Source organism: Chryseobacterium sp. GW821-FHT04C04 (assembly GCF_059420365.1).
The window spans coordinates 392,603-412,234 of sequence record NZ_JBWKTO010000004.1; the positions used below are offsets into that span (position 1 = coordinate 392,603).

Annotated in this window: 23 protein-coding genes and 1 tRNA gene; 10 read left to right on the forward strand and 14 right to left on the reverse strand. The window is 33.7% G+C overall.

Annotated elements, in window-relative coordinates; all coding sequences use genetic code 11:
• Nucleotide 1: 1 nt before the first annotated feature.
• The 4 genes from AC07UM_RS15195 to AC07UM_RS15210 all read left to right on the forward strand — a co-directional run bounded on the left by AC07UM_RS15195 (nucleotide 2) and on the right by AC07UM_RS15210 (nucleotide 1,522).
• A tRNA-Met gene (locus tag AC07UM_RS15195) sits at nucleotides 2–74 on the forward strand.
• 53 nt (nucleotides 75–127) lie between these two features.
• A complete protein-coding gene (locus AC07UM_RS15200; protein WP_494683953.1) occupies nucleotides 128–661 on the forward strand; it encodes a hypothetical protein in 534 nt (177 codons plus the stop codon).
• 524 nt (nucleotides 662–1,185) lie between these two features.
• On the forward strand, nucleotides 1,186–1,320 hold the full coding sequence (locus AC07UM_RS15205) for a hypothetical protein (protein ID WP_494683954.1): 135 nt from the start codon (nucleotides 1,186–1,188) through the stop codon (nucleotides 1,318–1,320).
• Between the two features lie 40 nt (nucleotides 1,321–1,360).
• A complete protein-coding gene (locus AC07UM_RS15210) occupies nucleotides 1,361–1,522 on the forward strand; it encodes a hypothetical protein (RefSeq protein ID WP_494683955.1) in 162 nt (53 codons plus the stop codon).
• Between the two features lie 58 nt (nucleotides 1,523–1,580).
• On the opposite strand, the gene AC07UM_RS15215 is transcribed toward AC07UM_RS15210, so the two are convergent.
• The 6 genes from AC07UM_RS15215 to AC07UM_RS15240 form a co-directional block, all read right to left on the reverse strand.
• Nucleotides 1,581–1,910, reverse strand: a complete 330-nt coding sequence (locus AC07UM_RS15215; protein WP_494683956.1) for a hypothetical protein — start codon at nucleotides 1,908–1,910, stop codon at nucleotides 1,581–1,583.
• Nucleotides 1,911–1,941: 31 nt separating this feature from the next.
• Entirely contained in the window at nucleotides 1,942–2,733 is a 792-nt protein-coding gene (locus AC07UM_RS15220; protein WP_494683957.1) for a GLPGLI family protein, read from the reverse strand.
• A 350-nt stretch (nucleotides 2,734–3,083) separates the two neighbouring features.
• On the reverse strand, nucleotides 3,084–4,112 hold the full coding sequence (locus AC07UM_RS15225; protein WP_494683958.1) for a terpene synthase family protein: 1,029 nt from the start codon (nucleotides 4,110–4,112) through the stop codon (nucleotides 3,084–3,086).
• Between the two features lie 31 nt (nucleotides 4,113–4,143).
• Nucleotides 4,144–5,157, reverse strand: coding sequence for a terpene synthase family protein (locus AC07UM_RS15230; protein WP_494683959.1), 1,014 nt, complete (start codon nucleotides 5,155–5,157; stop codon nucleotides 4,144–4,146).
• A gap of 692 nt (nucleotides 5,158–5,849) precedes the next feature.
• On the reverse strand, nucleotides 5,850–6,095 hold the full coding sequence (locus tag AC07UM_RS15235; RefSeq protein WP_494683960.1) for an Ada metal-binding domain-containing protein: 246 nt from the start codon (nucleotides 6,093–6,095) through the stop codon (nucleotides 5,850–5,852).
• Between the two features lie 67 nt (nucleotides 6,096–6,162).
• The gene (locus AC07UM_RS15240; protein ID WP_494683961.1) at nucleotides 6,163–6,876 is read right to left on the reverse strand and encodes a 2OG-Fe(II) oxygenase; all 714 of its coding nucleotides are present in this window, start codon (nucleotides 6,874–6,876) and stop codon (nucleotides 6,163–6,165) included.
• Between the two features lie 189 nt (nucleotides 6,877–7,065).
• Here AC07UM_RS15240 and AC07UM_RS15245 point away from each other — a divergent pair, with 189 nt between their 5' ends.
• Complete coding sequence (locus tag AC07UM_RS15245) at nucleotides 7,066–7,512, forward strand: GNAT family N-acetyltransferase (protein WP_494683962.1); 447 nt, start codon at nucleotides 7,066–7,068, stop codon at nucleotides 7,510–7,512.
• 368 nt (nucleotides 7,513–7,880) lie between these two features.
• Here AC07UM_RS15245 and AC07UM_RS15250 read toward each other — a convergent pair whose 3' ends face one another.
• From AC07UM_RS15250 to AC07UM_RS15280, 7 genes are all read right to left on the reverse strand, one after another.
• Nucleotides 7,881–8,462 carry a hypothetical protein gene (locus tag AC07UM_RS15250; protein ID WP_124532018.1) on the reverse strand — a complete coding sequence of 194 codons (582 nt, stop codon included), beginning with the start codon at nucleotides 8,460–8,462 and terminating at the stop codon, nucleotides 7,881–7,883.
• A 331-nt stretch (nucleotides 8,463–8,793) separates the two neighbouring features.
• Nucleotides 8,794–9,360 carry a glutathione peroxidase gene (locus tag AC07UM_RS15255; protein WP_494683963.1) on the reverse strand — a complete coding sequence of 189 codons (567 nt, stop codon included), beginning with the start codon at nucleotides 9,358–9,360 and terminating at the stop codon, nucleotides 8,794–8,796.
• Nucleotides 9,361–9,690: 330 nt separating this feature from the next.
• Nucleotides 9,691–10,014, reverse strand: coding sequence for a LytTR family transcriptional regulator DNA-binding domain-containing protein (locus AC07UM_RS15260; RefSeq protein WP_494683964.1), 324 nt, complete (start codon nucleotides 10,012–10,014; stop codon nucleotides 9,691–9,693).
• A 752-nt stretch (nucleotides 10,015–10,766) separates the two neighbouring features.
• Entirely contained in the window at nucleotides 10,767–10,967 is a 201-nt protein-coding gene (locus AC07UM_RS15265; RefSeq protein ID WP_494683965.1) for a histidine kinase, read from the reverse strand.
• Nucleotides 10,964–11,233, reverse strand: coding sequence for a hypothetical protein (locus AC07UM_RS15270; RefSeq protein WP_494683966.1), 270 nt, complete (start codon nucleotides 11,231–11,233; stop codon nucleotides 10,964–10,966). The genes AC07UM_RS15265 and AC07UM_RS15270 overlap by 4 nt, the downstream gene beginning before the upstream one ends.
• A gap of 380 nt (nucleotides 11,234–11,613) precedes the next feature.
• Complete coding sequence (locus AC07UM_RS15275; RefSeq protein WP_494683967.1) at nucleotides 11,614–12,504, reverse strand: hypothetical protein; 891 nt, start codon at nucleotides 12,502–12,504, stop codon at nucleotides 11,614–11,616.
• Between the two features lie 394 nt (nucleotides 12,505–12,898).
• Nucleotides 12,899–13,087: a hypothetical protein gene (locus AC07UM_RS15280; protein WP_494683968.1), complete on the reverse strand. Its 189-nt coding sequence runs from the start codon at nucleotides 13,085–13,087 to the stop codon at nucleotides 12,899–12,901.
• A 662-nt stretch (nucleotides 13,088–13,749) separates the two neighbouring features.
• On the opposite strand from AC07UM_RS15280, the gene AC07UM_RS15285 reads away from it, so the two are divergent.
• The 5 genes from AC07UM_RS15285 to AC07UM_RS15305 all read left to right on the forward strand — a co-directional run bounded on the left by AC07UM_RS15285 (nucleotide 13,750) and on the right by AC07UM_RS15305 (nucleotide 18,541).
• Entirely contained in the window at nucleotides 13,750–14,115 is a 366-nt protein-coding gene (locus AC07UM_RS15285; protein WP_494683969.1) for a BlaI/MecI/CopY family transcriptional regulator, read from the forward strand.
• A 4-nt stretch (nucleotides 14,116–14,119) separates the two neighbouring features.
• The gene (locus tag AC07UM_RS15290) at nucleotides 14,120–16,039 is read left to right on the forward strand and encodes a M56 family metallopeptidase (protein ID WP_494683970.1); all 1,920 of its coding nucleotides are present in this window, start codon (nucleotides 14,120–14,122) and stop codon (nucleotides 16,037–16,039) included.
• A gap of 61 nt (nucleotides 16,040–16,100) precedes the next feature.
• The gene (locus AC07UM_RS15295) at nucleotides 16,101–16,991 is read left to right on the forward strand and encodes a GLPGLI family protein (protein WP_494683971.1); all 891 of its coding nucleotides are present in this window, start codon (nucleotides 16,101–16,103) and stop codon (nucleotides 16,989–16,991) included.
• Nucleotides 16,992–17,093: 102 nt separating this feature from the next.
• Nucleotides 17,094–17,660 carry a sugar O-acetyltransferase gene (locus tag AC07UM_RS15300; protein WP_494683972.1) on the forward strand — a complete coding sequence of 189 codons (567 nt, stop codon included), beginning with the start codon at nucleotides 17,094–17,096 and terminating at the stop codon, nucleotides 17,658–17,660.
• Nucleotides 17,661–17,680: 20 nt separating this feature from the next.
• Nucleotides 17,681–18,541, forward strand: a complete 861-nt coding sequence (locus AC07UM_RS15305; protein ID WP_494683973.1) for a GLPGLI family protein — start codon at nucleotides 17,681–17,683, stop codon at nucleotides 18,539–18,541.
• A 47-nt stretch (nucleotides 18,542–18,588) separates the two neighbouring features.
• Here AC07UM_RS15305 and AC07UM_RS15310 read toward each other — a convergent pair whose 3' ends face one another.
• Nucleotides 18,589–19,581 carry a serine hydrolase domain-containing protein gene (locus AC07UM_RS15310; protein WP_494683974.1) on the reverse strand — a complete coding sequence of 331 codons (993 nt, stop codon included), beginning with the start codon at nucleotides 19,579–19,581 and terminating at the stop codon, nucleotides 18,589–18,591.
• Nucleotides 19,582–19,632 lie beyond the last annotated feature (51 nt).

Consider the following 19,632-nt stretch of genomic DNA (forward strand, 5'->3'; position numbering starts at 1 on the left):
CCGCGGGATGGAGCAGTAGGTAGCTCGTCGGGCTCATAACCCGAAGGTCATCGGTTCGAGTCCGGTTCCCGCTACTAATATTTCTAAAATGTAAAAATCGGTTTAACAACAAGTTACACCGATTTTTTTGTCTTTACTTGAAATTTTAAAGACCGAATACAGTATTGAAATGCCCAGCGTACCCTATAAACTACCGAAGATGTATCACGGCGGAAAGGATTATAACCTTTCTCAAAGATGGTACGTTTACTACTCTTACGCAGATCCGAAAACAGGTAAAATGAAAAGGCAACCTCCAATTTACATGAATGTAAATAGAGATTATACAACTGTAAAAGAAAGGTTGGCCAGACTGAAAACAATCAGAAAAATTTTAGCAGAATTATTGAAAAAAGGTTATTCTTCATATCCGAGAGAAGATGTGAAAGATAAATCTACGATCAAAAGTGCTATTGAATGGGCATATAAAATAAAAGAAGCTACTTTATCAAAAACTTATATTCCATATTTCCGCTCAAAGAAAAACCAATTTATTAAATATATTGAGAAAAACGGATATGATGTTATTGCTGCAGATGAATTTCCCAAAAAGTATGTTTTGAATTATCTGAACGAAATAATATTGAAAAATTCCGGAAAAACACATAATAATCATAAATAGCATTATCTTCTCTTTTCAATGTCCTAAAAAGAAACGAAATGACTAAGAATAATTTTATTAAAGAAATTGGAAATCAAAGCTCTACGCCTAAAAAAAACAAATCTTATTCAAGCGGGTAGTTAGAAACTCTTTTGAAGAAATTTCAAAGGATGAAAATTTGTTATTATTCATTCAATTTGTGAGCTATAATTTTTTACGTTCCATTGAAGTGGTGAGGCTAAAAAATTCAAAGATCTCAAAATAAATGAACAACCGCACCTTACTTTCAGGTCAAAGCTAAAAATAAACTACTTAAAACGAAGTTGATTCCGAGTATTTTATTAAAAGACCTGGAGAAAATGAAATTTGGTGATCCTGATGAATTAATTTTTAAAACAAATGAAAAAGGGATTTTGACGAAAGAAGTAAATTGAAGAAATAATTTTTCTACAAAATTCAAAGAAATTAAGGATAAACTCAATTTAGGCGAGGAATATAAAATTTATTCATTCAGACGTACATTTATTACAAAGTTATTCCGGGAATTGAGAAAGGAAGGAACGGAGTTGGAAACTTATGATTTATTGATGAAAGTTACCGGACACACAACATTGAAGGCCTTGAAAGTATATTTACGTGATATTGATGCAGAACTGACGGAAGACTACTCAAAATTTTAGAAGAAAAAGAAGATGCAGAAACCGAAACTTAAACTGTTTTATGCTCCAACAGAGCAGGAGTAGTATATTTATTATTTATAAAGTGGAAAATATTAATCCTTTAAATATTTTACCTATTGATTATATTGGTGCTTCACATACAAGTGATAGAGAAATTGTAAAAGCAGTAGAAGAATTTGCAAAAGAAGAATTCAAAAGTTAGACAATGGGTAGTGTCTAAAAACGCCCTCAACTGAGAGCGTTTTTCTTTTTGGTAAGTCCTATAAGCCAAAATCAGCTTTATACTTACATCCTTGCGAAACACCGCTATTCACAGCATTTGCTAAATCATCAATAAAACCTTGATTTCCTGCCTGGTTTGGATAATCACTTGCGAAAGTTACAGTCATGTGACCACCACCACAAGGTAATTCAAATTCCACTGTGTAGAAATTTCTAAAAAGCATTGTAACTTTAAGATTCTGAACATTTGTTAACAGTTCAATCTTAGCAAAAGTTTCCTTTTTAGTTGTTTCCTTTTTTACTTCAGATGTGTTTGCAAATGTCAGAGAAGCAAATGCTAAAGCTCCGACTAAAAATAATTTTTTCATAGTTAAAAGTTATATTAATAAAAGTTTTTCATCAGTCTAAGAAAACATTTTGAGAATTCAATTCCTCCTTTCTCCTTTTGGTATAATCAGTTCCTCGATCATCTTTAATTATAATGTCGTCGCCGAAGGTATTAATGTTTGGATTTTCATAATATGTCTTACGAGCTTTTAAAAACTCCTCTTTAGATTTTAATTTAATGACTTTCCCAAGAGATATAGGTTCAATTATTTCAGAAGACTTTTTAATTTCAGCAGCATCGATTGTAATTGTATTGTTTTTATTATAAAGTTTTATAATCAGTCCAGGTAATCCTTTAAACCTGAACGGCCCTTCTGAAAATGGGTATTGTTGAGTGTACCAAGCAAAAAAAGTATCTCCCGTATCAGTTGTAGTTTTGGCTAAATTACACTTCATTCCATCAATGGTTTTTGTATCTTTCAACAATTCCCACTTGAGTTGAGGTTCTTCAAATGAATAGTTATATTTACTAACTGGTAGAGTAGCTGTTACCATATTGCCATTTTTATAAACATTTCCCCTTACTTTTGGATATGCCGGAAGTGAACCTAATTCAATTTTATGTCCTATCATTTCACTTGTTTTCTTGTATAAATAGTCATAATACTTCTTAGCATCCTCACTATAATAAAGTGATTCATTTTCATTACACAACAAAGTTACATTAGCATAAGATGCGTTATCTTTTTTAGTACTGTCAGGAACAAACTTCATATTATAACGAACTTCTAATTTTGCCGCACTTTGAGCAGAAAAAAAAAAGATATTAGTAATAAATAGTAAAGAGGTTAATTTGAAATTCATAATATTTTTGCAAAATGTGATACAATATTACAATTATTTTTTATTCACTGCTACAGGAAGTCATAATTTGTAAGACTTTTTTTTTATGTTAAATACAAAGTGTTTTACCAGGAAGCATAACCCGAAGGTCATCGGTTCGAGTCCGGTTCCCGCTACTAAACGAGAGAAGCAATACACTATTGCTTCTCTTTTTTGTTTTGGTAAATAAGATTCCAAATTTTGGAAGATTTTAATTATACTATTTTTATATAATTATAAAAAACGATCTTAAAAGGTAGTTTTTTGTAGCGTCTTTAATTCAGTTTGTCATATTTCTATTAAAGGCAAAGAGAGAGTAGATTATTCCAGAGTTATTTTTGTACAAAAATACTGTGCGGAATAAGAATGTCATCTCCTTCTCTACCATACTGTGGTACAATAAATCCTTTAGGTTCATATCGGTTGGTGCCGGAATTATAATACCAATTTGCACAGCCGCTTATCTGTAATTTTATGTGATGGATATGGTCATATGCCGCTTCCTGAAATTCTCCAAAATCGGGAAGAGATTGATGCAGATCGTCCAACTCCTGCCCATATGCATCATGTAATCTCATAGCTTCTATGCATGCTTCCTGATAAGATAATTTATACTGGTGACTTAGAATAAAGATGATGTTCAGACTTTCAGTCTCTATTTCAAGTTCTTTTTTTAAAGAGGCGAAATCATTCTGAATCACAATAATTAAGGACAGCAATTCTCTGCACCGTTGTATAATAGGATGGTTGTAAATATGAACAGGCAGTGCAAAATTAATGGCGGGATCTATCAGGTCGCCGTATGGCCACATTCCGATTGAATATTTCCGGAAACTAAGATAATGGGGAAGCAGAGGATAGCTTCTGGTTTCAGATTGTTTGAAAGGGATCTCTTCCGCCATTCCATACATGATAAATTCATAAAAATTGATAGAAACACGATCGATCCAGAATTGAGGCATTCCATTGGTAATCCATTCTTTTCTTGCCTGTGCCATTTGTCGCAAAATTCCGATTTCGTCAGGACGCGGCTCATCACCCATCATAACTTCATACACCCGATCAGCCATTATTTTTAGTTCTTTTGCAGGGGTCAGTCCAAAATAGTCATCGAAAATTGTGATATAGATCATTAGTCTGGCACAGGGGCGCATCCGTTCTATACTATCACAAGTTGGGTTCATATAAGTCGCTACCCGGGATAAGAACTGAGGTTTGCATCTTTTTATTCCCTCTTCAGAAATAAAAGTATAATCTTCATCATACCATTTTTTTTCTTCCTCATCAAAGGCATTAGCAATAGGACTGTTTACTGTTGGCCATGGGTAATGGCATTGAGGTACTATTAATTCTTCTCTCATGAATTTGACTTTTAATAAATTATTAATAATATTATAGCTGATTTAGTTTTTCTTTCAGTTCTTTTGCTTCCGGAAACTCCATAGCATTGTAACGATCCAGTTTTGTAGATATGTTTTTCCAGCCACTAAGTACCATACTCATATAATGGACCCAGTTGACGACAGCATCGTGCCATATCCCAAAATCTGGAAGAGAAGCTTGTAATTCTAAGAATTCTTTCAGGTCTTCATTGTGAAGCCGCAAATCTTCGAGGCAGGCCTCCTTCAGTGACATTTGATGTTCATGTTGAATGACCTTTACTATATTGTAATAAATACTATCGGTTGCCTCGTCTTTCAGTACAGACTGTACTTCATTGAAAAAAGTAACCAGGTGGCAAGCAAGTGTTTGTAAACGAATGATTACCGGATGATTATGTATTTCCGGAGGTAAAATGACTCCCGTTTCCAATTCTGTAAGCTGTAGGAAAGGATAGAGGCAGATAGAGTTTTCACGAAGAGCGATACATTCGGTCACACTGGGATAAACTTTGTGTTTCTTGTATTTTAATTCAGTTTCTAATCCTGTGAAATATCTGCTGATCATTTGCGTAAAGCGAGAAATTGATTCTTCTGGAATAAATTGTAGTAATTCCTGTCTTAAAGAAGCTAGCATTTTCCCTAATGGTATTCCTGAGTCTTCTGCACTTATCTCACCATTGAGTATGGCAACGGATTGAATACGTACATGTTCAATATCTTCGGGTTTGCTTTCTTCATAAAGGTCATCATTGTACAAGGTCCACAGCATTAGCCGGCAAATCGGTTTGAATCTTTCCGGTGGTGCGGTGGGAAACCATTGAGCGGCAATATGCGCTGTTTTAGTTTTTTTGTACTTTTTGCGAAGAGCAGGATTTTGCTCATAAATCCATAGATAATCACCATCTATCCATTGATTCTCAGTAATCTCCTGCAACTGTTCTGCATTCGGGTTTTTTAGGGTTGGGAAAGGATACCTGAATTGTTTGTGAAGGAGTTCAAGGGTGTTAAAATTTTCATTGTTCATGGTATTGAGTTTTGGTCTAAGACTAATATATCATTTTATTTAACATAATATATTATATTTCACATAATGTTGATATTTTATTTTACATATCCCGATATGATAATGGCAATAGTCACTTAAAAGCAGGAACGCTTCGAATTATAGTATGAAATTGACGATATCTCCACTTATTTTGAATAATTTTTGTATTTTTTATCTCCTTTTTTGACTGCAGAAATCTTCAGATAATAAAAATTTCAAAAAAATATGTGAAAATTTAAAATTCATTATCTGGGTTTAATTATCTCATTGATAAAATAGTAGATTGGTTTTTATTGAAAAATAAGACACCTCTGATTAATAATAATAGAGTAGTATAGCAGATATACAATAAAGCTGCTTAAACTTTTTTATTACACCACAAAATGCACAAAAGATTGAAATACTTAAGGGAGTATCCTGGCGCAGAATAAGTCCACATAATTTTCAAAAAATCTTTGATATTTTTTCTTTAGTGTACTTTTATGCTGTATTATTTTAAACTTTCTAAAGTGTACTGAAGTGTTTAAAAAAATAAAAACTTTTGTAACTAGTTTAAACAGAATTAATAAGAATATTCATACCATTTCTATTGGGAATGAAATGGTATGAATGGCAATAAGTCCGTACTATAATATTTTGAGATTTGTATAGTTTTAGTCATCTGATAGTATTCAGAAGAAATTACTTTTCCATCTTTTATACTCTTCTCTCATGCAATGTCCACAGGGACGATAATTGTTTTGCAGTGCTTCTTTTTCATCTATGAAGAAAACCCTGTTTTCCTTTTTCATTCTTTTTCCTGACCGGCATCTGAGTAATCCATAGATCTTCAGTTTTTTATTGCCTCCAAAACGAATTTCTCCGCTGTGAACTTTACTTCTTAGGCTTTCGGGTGATATTTGAGAATGCTGGAACATTATAATGAAAAGTTGATACTTAAAGGGTTAAAGTTATTGATAGAAACAATTCAGGTTCGTTATATGACTAGCTTACTGCATCATGGAAGATAATTCCTAAAGCATAACGGCTGCCTTCTTTTACCTCACTTACTCCATGTTTCATATTGACTCTATAGTAGCCTTTGGTTCCTTTTTCGGGTTTAAATTGAGTCGTAAAAATAAGTGCATCTCCTTTTTTAGGTTGTAAGACAATAGCTTTAGACTGCGCTCTTGGAATCTGCTGGGTAAGAACAAATTCTCCTCCTGTGAAATCCTGATCAGGCTCACTGAGCATTAATACGATTTGGATAGGGAAGTACAGATCACCATATAAGTCCTGGTGTAAAGTATTGAACCCTTTTTCTTTATATTTTAAAACCAAAACAGTGGCTTTATGCTGACCGTTCTCATGGCATTGCTGTAAAAATTCCTGATGATCTGATGGAAATTGGGTGTCAATATGCAAAGCTTTGAACCATGAATTAGCTATAGGAGCCAAATATGGATATATATTTTTTCGTACAGTCTGAATGATTTCAGGTAATGGATAGTTAAAGTATTTATATTTACCCAGGCCAAAACGATGCCGGGCCATGATAACCGTTTTGCGGTAAAGGGCAGGGGCATCATAATTTGACTTTATGATTTCACATTCTTCATCTGATAATAGATTGGGAATAAGAGCATACCCGTTTTCATGCATCATTTCTGAAATATGCTGCCAGTCTGTATTTTTAATTGTATGGATGATATTTTTCATTGTTTTGACTTTATACAACAAAAATCCGAAGTTGTTCAGATTGATAAAATCCAAAACATGCGGTATTTATCTTTTGTGAGTTGAAAATCGCCCAGTTTCCATTCTGGACTATGGAGATAAGATTAATCTGGATGACAATACTGGTCCTGTTTAAGGCTATTTTTGCCCTGTTAATCAAAATAAATAACGATGAATTACATTATTAAAAAGGCAAGCCTTGAGGATCTTAATGAAACGGCAGAATTATTTGATCTTTACCGTGTTTTTTACAGGCAGGAATCTGATATTGAAAAAGGAAAGGCTTTTCTGAAAGAACGATTTTTAAACAGCGAATCAGATATCTTTCTTGTCATAGCCGATGAAAAAGCTGTAGGATTTGTACAGCTTTACAAATTATTTCATTATACCAAATTAGAAAAGCAATGGCTGTTAAGTGATTTGTTTGTTCACCCCGATTATAGAGGAAAAGGACTTTCTGTAGCGTTAATCGACCGTAGTAAGCAATGGTGTGAAGAAACAGGAGCATGTGGACTAATGCTTGAAACAGAAAAGACAAATGACATTGGAAATACATTGTATCCGCGTTGTGGATTTGAGTATGATGGGCAGCACAATTATTACCATTGGTGGAAATAGGTTAAAAATATTTCAGCCCTAAATGTTGTCATAATAAATAATAAAGCACCTGAAAAACAGGTGCTTATTTAGTTTGTGTGCTAAAAAGTAGTATTAGTTCTACAACTATAAATACTTAATTCTACATGCATTTCCTATCATTAGTGGCGTATAGTCCTATTTTTGTAATGCTCTTACAGATCATGGGTAGGACAGTTGATCTGTAGAGTGTATGCAAAAAAATCTCTGCCTCATTTTCTACTTTTTCCCCAAGAGTTTTATGATTAGTACCACAAAACTGCTTTTTCCGGCGGAGATTTTTTGCTTTAAATAAAAAAGAGAACTGCAAATAGCGGTTCTCTTTTTTATGTGGTAAGGATCGTTTTATATTATTGAGCCAGTTGAGCGTAAGGAGTCAGTTTGTTATCATCAGACATGGTCTGTCCTAAAAACTCTCTTTTCTGATCGGCTTTCATTCTTCCTGCAGCGTCATTGGCATTAAAATAAGCTTCACTTAGTTTTGTAGCAATATCAGCAGGTTTAAAATCAAATTTTGTATCTCCTTCAACTCCTAAATATCCGTTCTTTCTTGTAAGATTAGAAATATAGTTGTTGTAATTGATGAATGTATTTCTCAGATACTGTGTGTGGTATTCCATACATTTTTTAGCTTTTTTAGAAGAATTGTTCAGTATACAATTTTTCATATTGTTTCTGTATAAGAACCATTCGGATTCTAAAATGCCATATTCTTTACCTAGAGCAATTTTCCCGTTGTTGACAATATTATTATCCCCTTCTTTTGTAGAAATAGTCTGAAGATGCTGGATAACTAATGGAACGGTAGCTTCGATTTTTGATTTTGTATCTTTTAACAAGCTAAGATCGGCAGCAGGAGAACCCTTCTTTTGAGCTGTAGTAACATTGAAAATAAGCAGTAATAGTACAATCAATAAATTATATCTTTTCATGAGAAATTTTTAAAGCACTAAAATAAATATAATTTCCCAGTTAAAACAAATACATTTTAATATTATTTAATAAAATTTAACAATTCTTTAATGTATGGTATTCATTGTTGTATAAATGGTGCGGTTAGGGTCTTTATTGAAGCGATTTTTATAATTGAATGTATAGATGAAATGCAATTTTAACTACTTACAATGCTCTTTTCCTGAAAATATCATTCTGAACGTTTCATCAGGATAGTTTGGGTGTTGTAGTAAAGCAATAATAATAAGGGTTAAAAAAAATCCACTACTATCATTTCGAAAGTAGTGGATTTTTAATTGATTGATCAATTTATTTAAAATAATGAGTAATCTTATCACTTTCAGGAACTACTTTAGAATCAAAATGTTCCAATAGTTTTCCTTCCGGGCTGATCAGAAATTTGTTGAAGTTCCAGCTTATCGCAGCATCCAGTACTCCATTTTGGGACTTGTGGGTAAGGTAGTCAAATACAGGCGTTATTTTTGAACCTTTTACGTTCACAGAAGTGGTAAGTGGAAAAGTTACGCCATAGTTTTTTTCACAAAAAGACTTGATCTCAACATTGTCATGAAATTCCTGGTCTGCGAAATTATCTGACGGGAAACCGATCACAACCAACTTATCTCCGTAATCTTTATATAGCTGCTCCAATCCTTTGTACTGAGGAGTATATCCACATTTGGATGCTGTATTGACGATAAGGATGTATTTACCTTTGTAATCAGAGAAATTGATTTTTCCTCCGTCAATGGATTCAATCTTAAAATCATAAATTGATTTTGCTGGTTTTGGACCTGTAGAATTATTTGATTTGATAAATGATGAAAGGCTTATAATTCCTATAAGTACCATTCCGATAAAAAGTATTTTTTTCATTTGAAAAAAGATTTTAATATTAATTTATAAAACTTAGATTATTTATTTAGGAGTATAGTTTGATCTGCAGCAAATACTTTGCCTTCTTCATCTTTAAAAATTTTTCCTTCATTTTCCATTTTTTTCAGCACTCTGCTTACATATACAGTATGAGTCTTGATTTCTTCCAGAAAGTCTTCACCCAAAAGCCAAATTTACGGTTAATAAACTTGCTAACGATATTATTTCTTGATCCATTTTATATTTCTAAATAAGACCAAACGTTACCTTTCTCCGATTATAATCAGAGAGTTGTTTTAATGAATATTTTTATAAGGATTGCTGTCTCTTTTACCGTTCTTCAAGCCATTGAAGGAATCGGGAAGCTTTATCTTTTGTGACGATTGGTTTTTCAGGAGTGGTAATCTTCAAACTGACAAGAAGCTTGCGGGAAAAATAATGTTCCCCCTCCACAATTGCTGTAAAGTTGATCAGATATTGTCTGTTGATTCTAAAGAACTGAATTCCTGAAATGAGCTGTCCAACCTCACCTAGAGATTGTGATATTGAATACGCTCTCTGATTGAAAGTTACCAGTACTGTACTTCCAAACTGACTATAAAAACAGACAATTCTGTGGATAGGAATATTATTGTATTTATTATTAGAAAACACCAGAAATTGGGTCTTAGCTCTGCCAGAAGTCAGATTATCCAGTATATCTTCAAGTTTCCGGTCCGGTGAAGGGAGTGCTGGAAGAAATTTTTAAGATTGTTGATCTTTTCAAAAGCCGACTGAATAGCTTTTTTCGCAAAAGGGTTTAATATATAATCTACTCCGTAACTTTTAAATGCTTCTATCGCGTATTTATCAAATGAGTACAGAAAACAACAGGAGCTTTTATACTGATCTGGCTGAATATCTCAAAACAGTTTCCATCTGCCATCTGGATGTCCATACATATAATATCCGAAGGTTCATTTTCTGAAAGATATTTCACTGTCATGACAACACTCTCAATATATTGCACTACAGTAGCTTCCGGTTGTACGGCAACAATCTAAAGCCTTTGCGGTTTTTATCCCATCTTCTATTACTAAAACTTTCATCCTACTATTGGTAATTTGACTGTGAAATTCATATCATTTTGCCGTAAAGTCAATTCTTTTTCAGCAATGTGCTTGTAACGCTCCCGAATATTTTCAATTCCTATGTCTGCGGAATATTTTTTGGCTGAAAATTGTTTTCAATAATAATATATTCTTGATCACTGTATAACTTTATGATTAATGGATGCGCCATTGATACGATATTATGTTTCATACAGTTCTCACACAACAGCTGCAGGGTAAATGGTGGGATATAAGAATTTAATATCTCTTCCTGAATGTCTATTTTAAACTCAATACCGTCTTCAAATCTTGATATCAGGAAAAGGGTATATGCATCCAGTATGGCCAGTTCTTTTTTAAAGGAATAAGATCCAGCTTTCTGTGATCTAAAGTAAAACGGCAGAAATCAGTGAGCCTGACAACAAAATCCCCAGAATTATCATCTTTTATATCAATCATAGACTTCAACGTATTGAGGCTGTTGAACAAAAAATCAGAATGAATCTGTTGTTTCAACAGTTCATTCTGAGTATGGAGATTATCTGTCCTGTTCTGTTCTGTTCTGTCCTGTTCTGTTCTGTTCTGTTCTGTTCTGTTCTGTTCTGTTCTGTTCTGCTCGAGCTCAAACTTGATCTGCTGAGAATTATAAGTCTATATAAAAGATACAAAAACATATAAATAGTCAGATTAATCAGTATTCCTCTGAATTCGTGCATCAATACCATGATATTGAACTCATATTTTGGAAAGATAATATGATGAATGAGTACTATTGCCGCCATCACTACAATTCCTATGGACAGACTGATTACAAACTTTTTATTGAAAAAAACGGGTTGATCTGGATAGAAAACTTGGGCAGACTATAAATATTAAAATACCATACAAACAAGGAGAATAGAAATGAGAGAGAAAAATAGATCATCAGTTCTCCTAATGTAATATGGATACGGAGTATTTTAGGTACCGAAGCCAGAATCCCCCATAAAAAGGGAGCTGAAAAGGATGATTTTCGCATCAATCCTGAATACCTTTCTTCCGTTTGTGTTTATATATTTAGGATAGACCATAAATAAAAATCAGGTGACAAATATACAAAAGCTAAATAACGGCATGGCAGCATGTCCGTTATTTAGCACAGAGATTTCTATAAAAACAAAAATTAAGGCATAGCTGCTGCCATATTCTTCACAGGAACAGGCCAGATACCGGGAGCAGGGAAGGAAACTCCTTTATTGGATCCCATCACCATATTATCCTGACCAAAGCGGTAAAGCGGCCATCCTTTATAAGTAAGCTGTTTTCTTCCAAATACAGTAATCGATCCGAAAAGTGATTTTTCCAAACCGGATGGAACCACTATTTTATCCGTTTCATAAATAGGCCATACTCCATTATTCGAAAAATCAGAAGCTGTAAAATTGTTTTTATTCTGCTTGTCATTTTTAAAAGCGTATAATGTTACCCCTTTAGCATCAGTAAAATATAATGTCTTTCCTGTGCCTTCTGTATAGGTTGAGGTATAGTTTTTCCCGTCATGTCCTACAAGCTGGGCATTGGTAAGCATAATTGTATAATCTGGTTTTGCTACAAACCATACGCCTCCGATATTTTCACCTCCGGTTTTTCCCGCATCTTCTTTTACATTGGTTCCGTTTACCAAAGGGGCATAGTAATAAAGAGGTCTTCCTTTGTAGGTTACCTGCTTTTTCCCGGAACCGGTTGTTATTGTTGTAAAATCAGAAAGTTCCAACCCTGTTCCCAGTTTTTTAGCAGAAAGATTATCTATATTGAAAATGGGCCATATTGGTTCACATCCTCCTGTACAGGTATTGGTAGCGGTAGCATCATTAGCAAAATAATAAAGAGTACGTCCTTCTTTATCTGTCAGAACAGTTCCAAAACTGGCATTATTCCTCAATTGAACTTCCTTTACAGTAGAATCGGAGTTTTCATCCTGATTATCTTTTGAACATGCAACGGAAGTAAAAAGTAGTAACGCCGCCGAAATGCATCCCGTTACTATGCTTGAAATGAATTTAACTTTTTTCATTTTTTAAATAGTTTAATGAATATTATTATTATTATTATTATATGTGATTTTGAAAATCGAACTTCTCTAAAGTTTTCTGATTAAAATACAGCTAAAAGCAATTAATTGAATACCTTAAATCCAAATAAGGGCTAAACTCTTTTTATTATACTTTTGCCTAACACAACTTTTTTGAAAGAATGATACCACTTTTTAGGAAATATCATTCTTTCTTTACTTTAGACAAGTTCAACTTTTAAATAAAGGAGATTTTTGAATATAATAGTCTTTCTGAGGAATTTTATAAGCTGGTATTTCCAATGTATAATCCAGAAAGAATTCTTTGAGAGATCTTGAGTTAAAAGATAGCTTAATGTCCTCACATCTACTTTTTTTTGTTAAAGTAGACGTTACATTATGATATATACTGCTTGCTTTTCAGAAGAAATACATCATCTTGTTTAAAATAGTATCTCTCTCCTGCCGCGTTTAAGGAAGTCTTTCCATCTATGATAAATACCAACTGATAATCTGTTATGTATTCTTCTGCTGGCTTAGCTGCCCTGGCTGTGAGGTAAAAAAAAGGATAAAATGCAATTTCCATATGCTTTGTGTTTTGTGAGGCTAATATCTTGGTATTACCAGAATTTTAGGTTTTCTATAAGGCTCAAATACATTCTATTATTTATTTCTAAACACCCACAAAAAAAAAAATCATAGATTATCCTCTAAAATCAATTATTAGAGGATAATCTATGATTTTTTTCAGATAAGTAGATAAGAGCCTTTCCGAAAAATTCGCTTTCCTTCCTTCTTACAACCTTTACTAAAGAATGATTATAGGGGGATATGTTTTAATTTTCGATACATCAATATCAACTTTTCAATTATTTTTTGAATACCCTAAATCCAAATAAGGGCTAAACTCTTTTTTATTATATCTTTGTCTAGCACAACTTGTTTGAAAGAATGACACAACGTTTTAAGAAATGTCATTCTTTCTTTTACTTTAGACGAGTTCTATAAAATAACAACCCTATTGAATGATTCTCTATAAAATAAACAGCAAATAATCTCATTCATTAAAAATTTAATAAATTTTAACTATTTTTATATCATTGATTTTCAAGTAATTATATTTTAGTATTGTTTATCACTAAAAAAATAGTTGTTTGATTCAATTTTATTTCTACATTTGTATAACTAATTTCTTAGTGATATAGAATTGGATACTTTATATCACAATAATGATAAAATGAACAGGATATGAAAATTCAGACTTTAACAAAAGCAGAAGAACAGGTAATGCAGTATGTATGGAAAATAGAAAGAGGATTTCTAAAGGATGTTCTTGATCTTTTTCCGGAACCCAAGCCGCATACCAATACGGTTTCTACCATTTTAAAAGTATTGAAAGATAAAGAGTTTGTGGACTTTCATGTTCATGGAAGACAGCATGAGTATTTTCCGCTTGTTTCACAAGAACAATATTCCGGGAAAACCATGAAAAGTCTTGTGAAAAATTATTTTAAGGGATCTTATAAAAGTGCTGTTTCGTTTCTGGTAGAAAAAAATGAAATGACCGTAGAAGATCTTGAGATGTTATTGGATGAACTCAAAAAGAAAGATTAATACTATGGAAGCAATACTTTTATACTTTGGAAAAACTATTTTATGTTCGGGTGTAACGTTTTTGTACTATCAGTTGTCTTTAAAAGACAAGACATTCCATCATTATAACAGATTTTATCTGTTGGCAGCGATTGTACTATCACTGTTATTACCGCTCATCAGAGTAGACGATTTTACAATAGAGGTAAATAATGATATGTACATGCTTCTTGACAAGATTCAGAATTTTAAAACAGAAAAAAACATAGACAATGGTAACCTTTATTTTAACATTATTTTTTCAGCTCTGGGACTGGTTTCTCTCTATTTTTTAGGGAAACTTATCTATGGGATTTTTAAAATCCAGCAGTTTAAAAAGCAGTTTCAGAAAGAGAGTTTTGACGGGATCAATTTTTACCGTACAGACCTTACCGAAGCTCCATTTTCTTACTTTAAAAACCTTTTCTGGAAGAATGCTATCACACTGCATTCGGATATCGGGAAACAGATTTTAAAGCATGAGATGGTACATATTGAACAGAAACATTCCTTTGATAAAATTTTTATCGAGATTATTACGTCTGTTTTCTGGTTCAACCCGTTCTTTCATATTATCAAAAAAGAAATTAGTTTAATCCACGAATACCTGGCTGATAAAAAAGCCGTCAAACAATCGGACACCAAAGCATTTGCGCAGATGCTTTTAGCAAGCCACTTTTCCGGAACACAGTTGGCCGTTGCCAGTCCGTTTCTAAGTTCAAACCTTAAAAAAAGACTTAAGATGTTACAAAAACCAAAAACCAAGTTCGGATATGCGCGAAGAATTTTTGCATTACCGGTTTTATTTTCAGTAGCCTTTGCTTATCTGGTAAATGCTAAAAACAGAGAAATTGAAGAAACAAACCTTTCTATTAAAAAAGTCGTTTCAGAAATCAAGAAAGATACCGTAAGACCTGAGAAATCTGGGCAGGAAAAAATTACAGAACTTAAACCTACATCACCGGAAGATCAAACAAAACTGACTGAACTTGATAAAAAGATGAAGGAAAAGGAGAAGGAGCTGAAGGGTCTGGACCCTGAAAGTGATGCCTTCGATAAAAAAATTGAGGAAATAAGTGCCTTGGCATCTGAGATAGGAGAGATTGCAGCAAACGTTGAAGTTAATGAATATTTCAATTCTGCTGAATGGAAAAATCAGATGAAGGAACTTGAAAATATGGACCCTCTTGATAAAAAAGAACTTCGTAAAATTGAAAGAGCGGCAAGAAAAGCAGCAAGGGCGGCTGCCAGAATAGAAAAATTGCCAGTTCCTCCTGCTCCTCCCAAAGAACCGAAAATAACGTATTTCAAAACTAATAAAACGGTCTACTATAAAGACCTAAGCGCTAAAGAAAAAGAAGAAGTACGCAAAGCAATGGCAGAAGCTAAAAATGCTATGAAAGAAGCAGCAAAGGCCAGAGTGGAAGGAGAAAAAGCAAGATTAGAAGGTGACAAAGCAAGAGCAGAAGGTGCTATAGCCCGAGCAGAAGGAGACAGAGCGAGAGCAGAAGGAGATCGCATCAGAAAAGAGGGTGCACTCATCAGAATTGATGGAGAGAGGATAAGAAGAGAGACTGAAAAAGCCCGCGCAGAAGCCGAGAAAAGATCAATCAGCTTTAAGGACGGAGCTTTTATCAAAGTTACCAGTGGTTCACCTGATATTATTGTAATGAATGCTGACTTTATCAAAAAAGACGGCAACGGAAACATCGCGATGAATGGGGTGAAAAAGTTCAGAATCAATGGTAGTGATGACGTAAAATACAAGTATTATATTGATGGGAGAGAAGTTTCTCAGAATGATGTAAACTCATTAGATTCAAATAATATATCGAGAGTCAATGTTAACACTCAGAAAAAAGGAGATTCTAAACAGGGAGAAGTAAGAATAGAGACAAAGAAATAAAGTTCCATCAGGCTTTGTCAATATAATTGGCAAAGCCTTTTTATTAATATTTAAATAAATTATGAGGAAAAAATATTTGATTTTATTAGCATTTTTGGGTGTGTTTGTAAACGCACAGGTCAACAGATTCTTTTATGACTATAAATATATCTCTGATTCTACCAATAAAGCAGATGTGAAAAGTGATGTTATGTTTCTGGATATTGATAAAAACGGATCCAAATATTACAGCCGCGAAAAATTTGCTTCAGATTCTGCAACAAGAGCAGATATTGCTAAGCAGATGAAAGGAGGATTCGGAGGCAGTATCAATATCAAAAGAAATATAAAGCCAGGAACAATTTCCTCAACTGTTATAAAAAAGTACCCGGATTATAGTGTTTCATTCTCTGAAAATATTGGCAATACTGCCTATAAAATGGCAGAAGATCAAAAGCCAGAATGGAAAATTCTTCCTGAAAAACAGAAGATCGGAGAGTATAATACCCAGAAAGCAACCACAAATTATGGAGGAAGAAACTGGATAGCATGGTTTTCTACAGATATTCCACTTCAGGATGGTCCTTATAAATTCTATGGATTACCAGGCCTTATTGTTAAAATTGAGGATACAACAGGCTCTCATATCATGACTCTAATTGGTAATAAGAAAACGGAAGCTACATCGCAAGAGGATATTCAAATACCTGGCCTCACTACAATAGGTTTAGGAGGTAAAGAAATAGAGATCAGCAAAAAGCAGTTTAAAAAAGCATGGAAAGATTATCTGCTTGACCCTACAAAAGATATGAAGCAGACGATGAGTACTCTTCCTGCAGGAGCTGTTGTAAATATGAGAAACCAGGATGGGAAAAGTATTGATATGAATGAAATGTATAGAAATATTGAAAAAAGAGCAAAAGAAGAGCAGCTAAAAAATAACAATAAAATAGAACCGGAATTATATAAATAATAACCAGTTTCTATTTGATTAAAATACAGCAAGATTAGTACTAATCTTGCTGTATTTTTTTGTATTATGTATCTTTAGTCCCAGAACTTACAATTCCAGATTATGACAGAAAAGGAAAAATGTGCGGCCGGACTTTTGTACGATGCCAATTATGATAAAGAGCTGATTCAGGAACGTATTGCCTGCAAAGATTTGTGCCAGGAATATAATGGACTGAAAAATTCTGATACAGAAAATAGATACAGGTTACTCAAAAAAATAATTGGAAGTATCAAAGAAAATATCTGCATAGAACCCAGCTTCTGGTGTGATTACGGGTATAACATACAAGTAGGCGAGAATTTCTATGCCAATCATAACCTTGTCATTTTAGACTGTGCAAATGTAGAGTTTGGAGATAACGTGTTCATTGGGCCGAACTGCAGCTTTTATACTGCAGGTCATCCGCTGGATGCAAAACAGAGAAATGAAGGCCTGGAGTATGCACACCCTATCAAAGTAGGAGATAATGTGTGGTTGGGGGGCAATGTCGTAGTACTTCCCGGAGTTTCTATTGGAAGTAACTCTGTGATTGGTGCAGGAAGTGTAGTAACGAAAGATATTCCTGAAAATGTAGTGGCGGTGGGAAACCCCTGCAAAATTGTTAAAAATATAAAAGAAGAAAACTAAAACTATATCAAAAACTAACCATGAAAAAAATTATCATTTTATTCAGTCTCGTAATGGCTATGATAACGAATGCCCAAAATCAAAGATTTATTTATGAATATAAATTTATCATCGATTCTACGGCTAAAGACAAACAGGAAACCGAAACTATGCTATTGGATATTGCTCCAAAAGGTTCCAAATTTTACAGTAAAGATTATTTTGAATCAGATTCCATCATGAGAGCGATGATTGACAAACAATCTCAGAGCTTAGATATTAATCTTTCAGGATTTAAATTTAAAGGTAAAATACGGTATAGTATAGAAAAAATGTACCCGGAATATTCCCTTAACTTCTTTACCACGCTTGCTTCTGATGAATATCAGGTACAGGAAAGCAGAAAACAGGACTGGAAAATTCTTCCTGAAAAAGAAAAAATTGGAGAATTCAATGCACAAAAAGCTATTTGTGATTTCGCTGGCAGAAAATGGACGGCATGGTTTACAACAGATCTTCCCATTCAGGACGGGCCCTATAAATTTCATGGACTTCCGGGGCTGATTGTAAAAGTTGAAGACAACACTCATTCTCATTCATTCGAATTAAAAGGAAGTAAAAAACTTCAGGCCGGATATGAATGGAAAAGTACAAAAGATAAAGAACGCTATAACCCTCTCATCACAATCAATGAGACAAAATATAAAAAAGCTTTTAGTGATTACCGTAAAGATCCCATGAAGAGCCATAGACAAATGCTGGCACAGGGAGTTATCATGGAAATGAGAGACAATTCCGGGAAAGTGTTGGATCCGGTAAAGGCAAACAGAGATCAGGAAGCTGTGGCCAAAGCCAATATTAAAAAGCAAAATAACATCCTTGAACTGGATATGTTGAAATAACATTCCAATACATCATACAATGTCTGAAACATAATTTCAGACATTTTTTATTTTAAAATCTTATCCCAGAGTTCTCTGTGGAATTTTATCATATTGCTGTATACATTCGGATTTTCCCCCATTCTTACAATAATAAGATTCTTGCTGGGAACAATATCGAGGATTTGCCCGTTTTTACCCAATGCACAAAACATATCTTTAGGAGCACCAGGAACCAGTGACTGATGGAACGATTGTTCAAATCCGGGAACCCTTGCTTCGTCTTTTCCGTTAAGCCACCAAAGGTAGCCATAAGAAGGGTTGAGGTCCTGCGAAGTATCAGTCATTTGTTGAAAATAGCTGTCGTACTTGTAATAGATCTTTTCATTCAGTTTCCCCTTATTTAAAACAAGTTTTCCGAATTGTAAAAAACTCTTTGCAGTACTTGAAAATACAAGCCCGTTCTCATAAGGAATCCATTTTCCTGAAATACCCGAGCCTGAAAGCTTTTCAGAAGTATACTCATCCATGCTTTTATGACTTGCCTTTTCAATCACTTTTGCCAGCTGGGAATAGGCTGAAGTATCATAATACCAAAAATTCCCAGCCGGATTTTTAAAAACAAAGCAGTTTCCATATTCACAGACCTGATCTTTAGAATAATCAAGACCGGAAGTCATGGTCAGAAGATTTCTGATGGTAATTTTATCTTCAGCACTTTTATCCATTCCGGTCCATTTTCCAAGGTATTTTGATACCGGATCATTGATATTGAGCAAATTTTCCTGTTGAGCAATTCCGATAAGAACAGCGGTCAGGGATTTTCCGGCAGAAGCCCAGTACCAATTGGAATTTGCATCGAAAGACTGTTTGTCAATCATCTTTGTTCCAAAATATTTTTCATTAATGATTTCTCCATTCTGAAAAATGATAAAAGCCCGGCTCTTATTTTCAAGATTAAACTGATTAAGCTGTTCCAGTTTTTCCTTTGAAAAAATGATGTTTTGAGAGAACCCGAAAACAAAAGAAAATAGGGTGAATAGAATGATATTTTTTTTCATGGCTCTTTTTGTTTTTGGATTCAGATATTGTAAAGTAGTTAAATCAAGAAA

What these genes read in the sequence shown, in the direction of transcription:
- AC07UM_RS15210 (WP_494683955.1), top strand. Translation starts at nt 1,361, where the DNA reads ATGCTCCAACAGAGCAGGAGTAGTATATTTATTATTTATAAAGTGGAA.
- AC07UM_RS15215 (WP_494683956.1), bottom strand. Translation starts at nt 1,910, where the DNA reads ATGAAAAAATTATTTTTAGTCGGAGCTTTAGCATTTGCTTCTCTGACA.
- AC07UM_RS15220 (WP_494683957.1), bottom strand. Translation starts at nt 2,733, where the DNA reads ATGAATTTCAAATTAACCTCTTTACTATTTATTACTAATATCTTTTTT.
- AC07UM_RS15225 (WP_494683958.1), bottom strand. Translation starts at nt 4,112, where the DNA reads ATGAGAGAAGAATTAATAGTACCTCAATGCCATTACCCATGGCCAACA.
- AC07UM_RS15230 (WP_494683959.1), bottom strand. Translation starts at nt 5,157, where the DNA reads ATGAACAATGAAAATTTTAACACCCTTGAACTCCTTCACAAACAATTC.
- AC07UM_RS15235 (WP_494683960.1), bottom strand. Translation starts at nt 6,095, where the DNA reads ATGTTCCAGCATTCTCAAATATCACCCGAAAGCCTAAGAAGTAAAGTT.
- AC07UM_RS15240 (WP_494683961.1), bottom strand. Translation starts at nt 6,876, where the DNA reads ATGAAAAATATCATCCATACAATTAAAAATACAGACTGGCAGCATATT.
- AC07UM_RS15245 (WP_494683962.1), top strand. Translation starts at nt 7,066, where the DNA reads ATGAATTACATTATTAAAAAGGCAAGCCTTGAGGATCTTAATGAAACG.
- AC07UM_RS15250 (WP_124532018.1), bottom strand. Translation starts at nt 8,462, where the DNA reads ATGAAAAGATATAATTTATTGATTGTACTATTACTGCTTATTTTCAAT.
- AC07UM_RS15255 (WP_494683963.1), bottom strand. Translation starts at nt 9,360, where the DNA reads ATGAAAAAAATACTTTTTATCGGAATGGTACTTATAGGAATTATAAGC.
- AC07UM_RS15270 (WP_494683966.1), bottom strand. Translation starts at nt 11,233, where the DNA reads ATGGCGGCAATAGTACTCATTCATCATATTATCTTTCCAAAATATGAG.
- AC07UM_RS15275 (WP_494683967.1), bottom strand. Translation starts at nt 12,504, where the DNA reads ATGAAAAAAGTTAAATTCATTTCAAGCATAGTAACGGGATGCATTTCG.
- AC07UM_RS15280 (WP_494683968.1), bottom strand. Translation starts at nt 13,087, where the DNA reads ATGGAAATTGCATTTTATCCTTTTTTTTACCTCACAGCCAGGGCAGCT.
- AC07UM_RS15285 (WP_494683969.1), top strand. Translation starts at nt 13,750, where the DNA reads ATGAAAATTCAGACTTTAACAAAAGCAGAAGAACAGGTAATGCAGTAT.
- AC07UM_RS15290 (WP_494683970.1), top strand. Translation starts at nt 14,120, where the DNA reads ATGGAAGCAATACTTTTATACTTTGGAAAAACTATTTTATGTTCGGGT.
- AC07UM_RS15295 (WP_494683971.1), top strand. Translation starts at nt 16,101, where the DNA reads ATGAGGAAAAAATATTTGATTTTATTAGCATTTTTGGGTGTGTTTGTA.
- AC07UM_RS15300 (WP_494683972.1), top strand. Translation starts at nt 17,094, where the DNA reads ATGACAGAAAAGGAAAAATGTGCGGCCGGACTTTTGTACGATGCCAAT.
- AC07UM_RS15305 (WP_494683973.1), top strand. Translation starts at nt 17,681, where the DNA reads ATGAAAAAAATTATCATTTTATTCAGTCTCGTAATGGCTATGATAACG.
- AC07UM_RS15310 (WP_494683974.1), bottom strand. Translation starts at nt 19,581, where the DNA reads ATGAAAAAAAATATCATTCTATTCACCCTATTTTCTTTTGTTTTCGGG.